Genomic DNA, 8,258 nt, shown 5'->3' with positions numbered 1-8,258 from the left:
AAACTCTCCGTGAATGCATCAATCATCCAACGAAGAACAAATGTCCTCGCTATGTAAACCCCTTGACGAGGCATACCAAAAATCTGGCGTTGACTACTTGGCACGCTGTTGAGTTCTCAAGGAACGGGCGCTTCCTTCGGAAACCCTCTCAGGTTTCCTCCGGGCGCTTCCCTTCGGTGTCTCCGACTCTATCAGATCAGATCCGCTAGAAATTCGGGGCGCTTCGCTCGGAAATCCGAAATGCGGAAATCTTTCTGCGGAAGCGGAGAAGATACTAACCGTTGTGACCGTGCTCGTCCAGCTCGACCCAACTGTTCGAATCTACCGCCCACGGTACTCCCTGTCAACGGAGCACTGGGGGCGAAGAGGACAGTAGCAGGTCGGAGACCGTGCACGCACATCACGCGGCTGCGGGCTCCGCCCCCTGGGCGTCAGGTGAAGGTCGACGGTGGGGATTCGAGGTCTTCCAGCTCGGTGCCCGGAGCCGCGAGAACCACGTCCCCGGCGAGGTGGACCTGCTGCTGATCACCCGTCTCCAGGTCGTTGACCTGGTAGGTCTCCACGACCAGGGGGCCGCTGTCAGTGGGGTGTGCTTCGCTGGACAGCATCGCCCAGGACTGGTCGAGGGTGCGGGGTGCGAGGACGGGGGGTGCGAGGGCGACGAGGCGTACGCGGGTGGCCGGGGCACCGAGGGCCGGGCGCAGCAGCCGGGACGTCGCGATGAGAAACGCGGGAGAAGCGCCGGTGAAGGTGTGTGCGGCCGCGTTGCCCTCCTGGGCGTGTTCGCCGGTGGGGTCGGTGCGCACCCAAGTGACGCCGTCCAGCGCCGCGCCGCGGACCTGCCAGTCGCCGGCGTGGAGTTCGAGCCTGAGCGGGCGTCCCCTGTCGTCGAGGGTCAGGTCGACGGAGCCCGCGTGAGCCCCGGAGGGGGTGGTGATCCGGGATACGTAGCGCCAGCCGGAGGGGCCGGTGGCGCACTGGAAGTGCTCTTCGCCGAGGGGGGTGTGGTCGTGCGGATCGTGCAGCGAATATCGGCCGCGGGGCATGGGCGTGGCTGTCCAGGGGTCGCGGTGGGACGGGCGAGGGCCCTTCTGATGGATCTCCGTGGCGTCGCGACGCCACGGAGATCCATCAGAAGGGCCCTCGGCCCCCGCCCGGGGGCGGGGGCCTGGCTCGGGCTGCTGGTCGTCAGACGATCAGTAGCGGTAGTGGTCCGGCTTGTACGGACCCTCGACCGGGACGCCGATGTAGGCCGCCTGCTCCGGGCGGAGCGTGGTCAGCTTGACGCCGAGGGCGTCGAGGTGGAGCCGGGCGACCTTCTCGTCGAGGTGCTTCGGGAGCACATAGACGTCGGTGGGGTACGACTCCGGCTTCGTGAACAGCTCGATCTGGGCGATCGTCTGGTTCGCGAAGCTGTTGGACATCACGAACGAGGGGTGCCCGGTCGCGTTGCCCAGGTTCAGCAGACGGCCTTCGGACAGCACGATGAGGACCTTGCCGTCCCGGAACGTCCAGGTGTGCACCTGCGGCTTGATCTCGTCCTTCACGACACCGTCGATCGCCGCCAGGCCGGCCATGTCGATCTCGTTGTCGAAGTGGCCGATGTTGCCGATGATCGCCTGGTGCTTCATCTTGGCCATGTCCGCGGCCATGATGATGTCCTTGTTGCCGGTGGTGGTGATGAAGATGTCCGCGGTCTCGACCGCGTCGTCCAGCGTCACGACCTGGTAGCCGTCCATGGCCGCCTGCAGGGCGCAGATCGGGTCGACCTCGGTGATCAGCACCCGGGCGCCCTGGCCGCGCAGCGACTCGGCGCAGCCCTTGCCGACGTCGCCGTAGCCGCAGACGACGGCGGTCTTGCCGCCGATGAGCACATCGGTGGCGCGGTTGATGCCGTCGACGAGGGAGTGACGGCAGCCGTACTTGTTGTCGAACTTCGACTTGGTGACGGAGTCGTTGACGTTGATCGCCGGGAAGAGCAGGGAGCCCGCCTGCTGCATCTCATAGAGGCGGTGCACGCCGGTGGTGGTCTCCTCGGTGACGCCGCGCACCTCGGAGGCCAGCTGCGTCCACTTCTGCGGGCTCTCGCGGAGCGTGCGGTTGAGGACCTCCAGGATGACGCGGTGCTCGTCGTTCTCGGCTGTGTCGACCGAGGGGGCCTTGCCGGCCTTCTCGTACTCGACGCCCTTGTGGACGAGGAGGGTGGCGTCACCACCGTCGTCCAGGATCATGTTCGGGCCGCCGGTGGGGCTGTCGGGCCAGGTCAGGGCCTGCTCCGTGCACCACCAGTACTCCTCCAGGGTCTCGCCCTTCCAGGCGAAGACCGGGATGCCCCTGGGGTTGTCCGGAGTGCCGTCGGGGCCGACGGCGACGGCCGCGGCGGCGTGGTCCTGGGTGGAGAAGATGTTGCAGGAGGCCCAGCGGACCTCGGCGCCCAGGGCGACGAGGGTCTCGATGAGCACGGCCGTCTGCACCGTCATGTGCAGCGAGCCGGTGACACGGGCGCCCGCCAGAGGCTGGTCCTTGGCGTACTCCTCGCGGATGGCCATCAGGCCGGGCATCTCGTGCTCGGCGAGCTTGATCTCTTTGCGGCCGAACGCGGCCAGAGAGAGGTCCGCGACCTTGAAGTCCTGTCCGGTCGTGGAGGTCGTCATACGAGCTGCTCCTGGGGGTAGAGGTTTATGGCTGACTGGTCCGTGCTGCGGCGCCGGGGGGGGAAGCGGATGCGCCGGATGCCGCCTGCGGCGCTGCCGGTGTATACAGCGCGCCGGCATGTCCGGGCACACTCCTCCCCTGCTCGCAGCCCAGTCCGTCGGAGGCCCTCTCTCCCTCGGTGGCCCGTTGCGGGCCGACCGACCGCCATCAGCAGCGACGTCTGTGCTCTACGAATCTACACCGCCCGTCCAGTCGAGCGGATTGCTTCGGTTGGCCGCAAGAGCGAGACTGAGGCGGTTTTCGGCCGCCGCGTGCCAGCTCGCCCGGCCGGCTCCCTGAGGCTCGCCCACGTGCGGCCATCTCAAACACGTCCCCATCAAGCCGGCCGAGCAAGCCGGCCAAGCAAGGAGATCCACGTGACCAGTTCTGCCGATCCCCGCGAGGGCGCGGGGCAGACGGCCGAGCCGGGGCTGAAACTGCTCGCCGTGACGGCGTGCCCCACGGGCATCGCCCACACGTATATGGCCGCCGAGAAGCTGACCCAGGCCGCCGAGGCGCGCGGCATCGCGATGAAGGTGGAGACCCAGGGCTCCATCGGGGCCGAAAACGTCCTGTCTGACAACGATGTCAGATCGGCTGACGGCATCATCATCGCCGCCGACAAGGACGTGGACCGCAGCCGCTTCACCGGTAAGAAGCTGCTCGTCGTGGGCGTGGCCGAGGGCATCAGCGACCCCGACGGGCTCATCGACCGGGTGCGGCAGGCGCCCGTGTACGACGGCGGGGAGCGGGACGCCGCCTCCGGCGGGGCGCAGGACGGCGCCGTGACGAATGACACAGCGGGCGGCGGACCGGTGCGCGGACCGGCGGGGGCCAAGGGCCGGGAGCGCAGCATCGGCTACAAGGCGCTGATGAACGGCGTCTCCTACATGATCCCGTTCGTGGTCGTCGGCGGGCTGCTGATCGCCGTCTCGCTCGCTCTCGGAGGCGATCCGCAGGCCGACGGCGGTCTGGTCATCCCGGACGGCAGCTTCTGGAAGCACGTCAACGACATCGGCACCATCGGCTTCACGCTCATGGTCCCGATCCTGTCCGGCTACATCGCCTACGCGATCGGGGACCGCCCGGCCCTGGTGCCGGGCATGATCGGCGGCTGGATCGCCAACACCGGCGAGCTGTACGACTCCGAGTCCGGAGCGGGCTTCATCGGCGCCATCGTGACCGGCTTCCTCGCGGGCTATCTGGTCCAGTGGATCAAGAAGGTCCGCGTTCCCCGATTCGTCCGGCCGATCATGCCGATCATCGTGATCCCGATCGTGTCGACGTCGGCGCTGGGCCTCTTCTTCATCTACGTCATCGGCCGCCCGATCTCCTGGGTCTTCGAGCACCTCACGGACTTCCTGGGTGACATGACCGGGACGAGCGCGGCGCTGCTGGGCGTCGTCCTCGGACTGATGGTCGCCTTCGACATGGGCGGCCCCGTCAACAAGACCGCGTTCCTCTTCGGCGCCGGCCTCGTCTCCAAGAGCCCGGAGGTCATGGGCATGGTCGCGGCCGCCATCCCGGTGCCGCCGCTCGGACAGGGCCTGGCCACGCTGCTGCGCCGCCGCATGTTCGACGCGCAGGAGCGCGAAACCGGGTACGCCGCGCTCTTCATGGGCTTCTTCGGCATCACCGAGGGGGCCATCCCCTTCGCGGCGGCCCGCCCCGCGCGCGTGATCCCGTCGAACGTGCTGGGCGGCGCGGTGGCCGGTGCTGTCGCGGGCCTGGCTTCGGTGGACGGCAACGTGCCGCACGGCGGCCCGATCGTGGCGGTGCTCGGTGCGGTCGACGGGGTGGCGATGTTCTTCGTGGCGATCGTCATCGGTACGGCGGTCACCGGATTGGCGACCGTCGGACTGATGTCGCTGGGCGGGCGGAAGGACACGGAAGCCCCCGAGCCCGTGCTCGCCACGGTGGGCGGCGGGGCGGCGGAGACCGCTGAGGCGGCCGTCCCCGGCGCCCCCGGCGTCCCCAGCCCTGCCGCCGCCAGCGGCAAGGCGGCCACACGGGCCGCCCCGGCCGCCACGGAAGCCCCGGAAGCCCCGGAAGCCAGTGACGCGGCAGCCGGTGACGCGGCGGAGGGGAACGGCGGCGTTCCTGGCGTGCTCTCCGGCTACCTGACCGAACAGACCGTCAAGGAGCGGCTGTCCGCCGGGGACAAGGAAGCGGCCATCCGCGAGATGGCCGAACTGCTCGCTCGTTCCGGCAGGGTGAGCGACACCGAGGAGCTCACACGGGCGGCGCTCGCCCGCGAGGCCGAGGGCACGACGGGGCTCGGTGAGGAGATCGCCGTTCCGCACGCCAAGACGGACGCCGTCAGTGCGCCCGTCGTGGGCTTCGCACGCGCTCCCGAGGGCGTCGAATGGGGCGCACTGGACGGGACGCGGGCCAAGCTCGTGTTCATGATCTCCGTACCGGAGGAGGCGGCGGGAGACGAGCATCTGCGCATCCTCGCGCTGCTGTCCAGAAAGCTGATGGATCCCGCCTTCCGGCAGCGCCTGCTGGACGCGCAGGACCGGGCCGCCGTCATGGCGGTCCTGCGCGAGATCGAGTAGCCGGAGGCCGGCGGCGGGGTGCCGTGCCGCCGCCGAGGTCCGCAGTCGTCAGCCCGGTGGCCGGACACCCTCGTCCTCAGGGCGTTCCGACGCCCGCGGGATGTCCGGTTCCAGGTAGATGACGCGGGCGATCGGCACGGCGGTGCGGACGCGCTCCTCGGCGGCGTCGATGGCGCGGGCGACCTCGCCGGCCGTGTCGTCCTGCCGCACCGCCACCTTGGCGGCCACCAGCAGCTCCTCCGGGCCGAGGTGGAGGGTGCGCATGTGGATGACGCCGGTGACGGACTCGCCGTCGACGAGCGCGACGCGGATCCGCTCGCGCTCCGCCGGGTCGGCCGACTCGCCCAGCAGCAGCGACTTGGTCTCCGCCGCGAGCACCAGCGCGATCAGGACGAGCAGCACGCCGATGCACATGGTGCCCACGCCGTCCCAGACGCCGTCTCCGGTGAGCAGCGCGAGCCCGACGCCGCCGAGGGCCAGGACGAGGCCCACGAGCGCGCCGAGGTCCTCCAGCAGGACGACGGGCAGCTCCGGCGCCTTGGCGCGGCGGACGAACTGGCTCCAGCTGAGCGAGCCGCGGACTTCGTTGGACTCCCTGATGGCCGTACGGAACGAGAACGTCTCGGCGACGATGGCGAACACCAGCACGCCCACGGGCCAGTACCAGTGCTCCACCTCGTGCGGGTGCTTGACCTTCTCGTAGCCCTCGTAGAGCGCGAAGACGCCGCCGATGGTGAACAGGACGATGGAGACCAGGAAGCCGTAGATGTAGCGCTCACGGCCGTATCCGAACGGGTGCTCCTCGCTGGCCTCCTTCTTGGCCTTCTTGCCGCCGAGCAGGAGCAGCCCCTGGTTGCCCGAGTCGGCGACCGAGTGCACGCCCTCCGCCAGCATCGACGCCGAGCCGCTGAAGGCCGCGGCGACGAACTTGGCCGCCGCGATGGCCAGGTTGGCGACCAGCGCGGCGACAATCGCCCTCGTTCCGCCTGATGCACTCACGTGCGGCAGTCCCTTTCTCGGTGGGCACGCCCTTCCAGGCGGCCGCGGGGAGGGCGGCCGCTGGATCAGACGGCCACCGTGGCGCGGAAGAGCGTACCGTCGCCGGACACGGCTACGGGCTCGTCCGCCGGGATGAAGGCCGACTGACCGCGGTCCAGGGGCACATCCGCCGCGCCGCCGGCGGGCGCTCCGCCGTGCAGCGTGATCCGGCCCGACGTGCACAGCAGGATCTGCGGGGCCGGGCGGTCGAGGCGGTGCGGCCCCGCGCCGGGCACCAGCACGTAGCGGGAGAGCCGGAACTCGTCGATGGGGGTCTCGTACAGCTCCTCGTCGTCCGCGTCGGCCTCGGGGCGCAGGATGCCCGGCTCGGTCGGTTCGAAGCGGACGATGCGCAGCAGCTCGGGGACGTCGACGTGCTTGGGGGTCAGTCCGCAGCGCAGCACGTTGTCCGAGTTGGCCATGATCTCGACGCCCAGTCCGCCGAGGTAGGCGTGCGGCACTCCCGCACCCAGGTACAGCGCCTCGCCGGGGCGCAGCCGCACGTGGTTGAGGAGCGTGGCGGCGATGACGCCCGGGTCGCCCGGGAAGTGCCGGGCGGTGTCGGCGCAGACGGCGTACGGGTCGGGGCCGCCGTCCGCCCCGGTCCGCGCCCCGGCGAGGCGCTCCGCCGCGGCCGCGGCGCGGGTCACCGTCCGGGCCATGTCGTCCCTGTCGGCGGTGAGAACGGCGGAGAGGACCTCGCGCAGCGCGTCGCCCTCCGGGCGGGCGTGCAGGATGTCCACGTACGGCTTGAGCGTGTCGACGTCCAGTGCGTCCAGCAGCGCTGCCGCCTCGTCCGGGCGGCGGAATCCGCAGAGCCCGTCGAACGGGGTGAGGGCGCAGAGCAGTTCCGGCTTGTGGTTGGCGTCCTTGTAGTTGCGGTGCGGGGCGTCCAGGGGGATGCCGCGCGCCTCCTCGTCGGCGAACCCCCGCTCCGCCTGCGCACGGTCGGGGTGCACCTGGAGGGACAGCGGGGACGCCGCTGCGAGCAGTTTCAGCAGGAAGGGAAGGTCCGGCCCGTGCGCCCGTACGGTCCGGGAGCCCAGTTCGCCCTCCGGGTCGGCCGCGATGACGTCGTGCAGCGAGGTGCTGCCGGCGCCGCGGTCGACACGGGAGGGAGCGCCGGGGTGCGCGCCCATCCACAGCTCCGCCTGCGGCTCACCCGTCGGCCGGGTGCCCAGCAGCTCGGGCAGTGCGGTCGCGGAACCCCAGGCATAGGGCCGGACGGTGTTCTCCAGGCGATCCATGTGTGACGTGATCCTGTCGTGACGGGCGTGCGGGGGCAGCGCGCAGCATGGTGCGGCGCGGCACGTGCGGCGTGCGGTCGGTCAGGCCCAAGGTGAGTCGCTGTCGGCGAGCGTGAGGTAAACAGCCGCGAAATCGGCGGTGGCGATCAGCTCCGCCGCGGCCTCCAGCGGGCTGCTGCCCTCGGCCGGCTCCAGCTCGCTGACCGGGGTGTCGTGCCCGTACGCGAGATCGCGCGCCGCGACCGTGGCCGAGTCCCCGCCGGGTGGCCCTTCGCGCAGCAGGACGACGCGGGTGTGCAGCGCCTCCGGCTCCTCCACCCGGTCCCGGAAGAAGTCGCCGGGGTCGGCTCCCGCGGCGAAGCCGCCGGCCAGCAGCGCGCCGTGGGCCGTCATGGCCTCCGGCAGCTCCGCGGCGAGCGCGGGCCTGCCGGGCAGTGCGGCGAAGGTGACCGACCAGTGGCGGGCCGCGACGGCCGCGACGGCGCCCTCGCTCCACAGCAGCGGCAGCGCGCCCGCCAGTTCGGCGGCGAGCGTCTTGCCGGGGTTGCTGTACGGGGCGATGGCGGGGCCGCAGCGCTCGGCCACCTCGTCCAGCCGGTCGGCGAGCGCCTGCAGCGCGGACTGGCCGGCCTGGAGCAGCCCGAGCTTGTCCCCGAGCAGGAGGAGGGGTGTGAGCCCCGCCCAGAGCGTCCCCGGGGCCGTGGGGGGCTGTGGCGGGGCC

General features: G+C 70.9%; 6 protein-coding genes. 1 reads left to right on the top strand and 5 read right to left on the bottom strand.

The features are described 5' to 3' along the window. Window positions 1-431 precede the first annotated feature (431 nt). Together G5C65_RS26105 and ahcY are read right to left on the bottom strand one after the other, a co-directional pair. Entirely contained in the window at window positions 432-1,046 is a 615-nt protein-coding gene (locus G5C65_RS26105) for a hypothetical protein (protein WP_165301388.1), read from the bottom strand. Between the two features lie 150 nt (window positions 1,047-1,196). Next, on the bottom strand, window positions 1,197-2,654 hold the full coding sequence (gene ahcY, locus G5C65_RS26100) for an adenosylhomocysteinase (RefSeq protein WP_165301387.1): 1,458 nt from the start codon (window positions 2,652-2,654) through the stop codon (window positions 1,197-1,199). Between the two features lie 417 nt (window positions 2,655-3,071). Between ahcY and G5C65_RS26095 the strand changes: the two genes are divergently transcribed. Then, entirely contained in the window at window positions 3,072-5,252 is a 2,181-nt protein-coding gene (locus G5C65_RS26095; protein ID WP_165301386.1) for a fructose-specific PTS transporter subunit EIIC, read from the top strand. A 48-nt stretch (window positions 5,253-5,300) separates the two neighbouring features. Here G5C65_RS26095 and G5C65_RS26090 read toward each other — a convergent pair whose 3' ends face one another. From G5C65_RS26090 to G5C65_RS26080, 3 genes are all read right to left on the bottom strand, one after another. After that, on the bottom strand, window positions 5,301-6,251 hold the full coding sequence (locus tag G5C65_RS26090; protein WP_165301385.1) for a cation diffusion facilitator family transporter: 951 nt from the start codon (window positions 6,249-6,251) through the stop codon (window positions 5,301-5,303). 65 nt (window positions 6,252-6,316) lie between these two features. Further along, a complete protein-coding gene (gene manA / locus G5C65_RS26085) occupies window positions 6,317-7,537 on the bottom strand; it encodes a mannose-6-phosphate isomerase, class I (protein ID WP_165301384.1) in 1,221 nt (406 codons plus the stop codon). A gap of 81 nt (window positions 7,538-7,618) precedes the next feature. Beyond that, window positions 7,619-8,258, bottom strand: a 640-nt coding sequence (locus G5C65_RS26080) for an SIS domain-containing protein (RefSeq protein WP_277608101.1), incomplete at its 5' end; no start/stop codon positions are given.

It is taken from the genome of Streptomyces boncukensis, from assembly GCF_011045075.1.
Taxonomy (GTDB): domain Bacteria; phylum Actinomycetota; class Actinomycetes; order Streptomycetales; family Streptomycetaceae; genus Streptomyces; species Streptomyces boncukensis.
The sequence above is the reverse complement of the archived record's forward strand: the minus strand, read 5'-3'. Positions and strand labels throughout refer to the sequence as shown.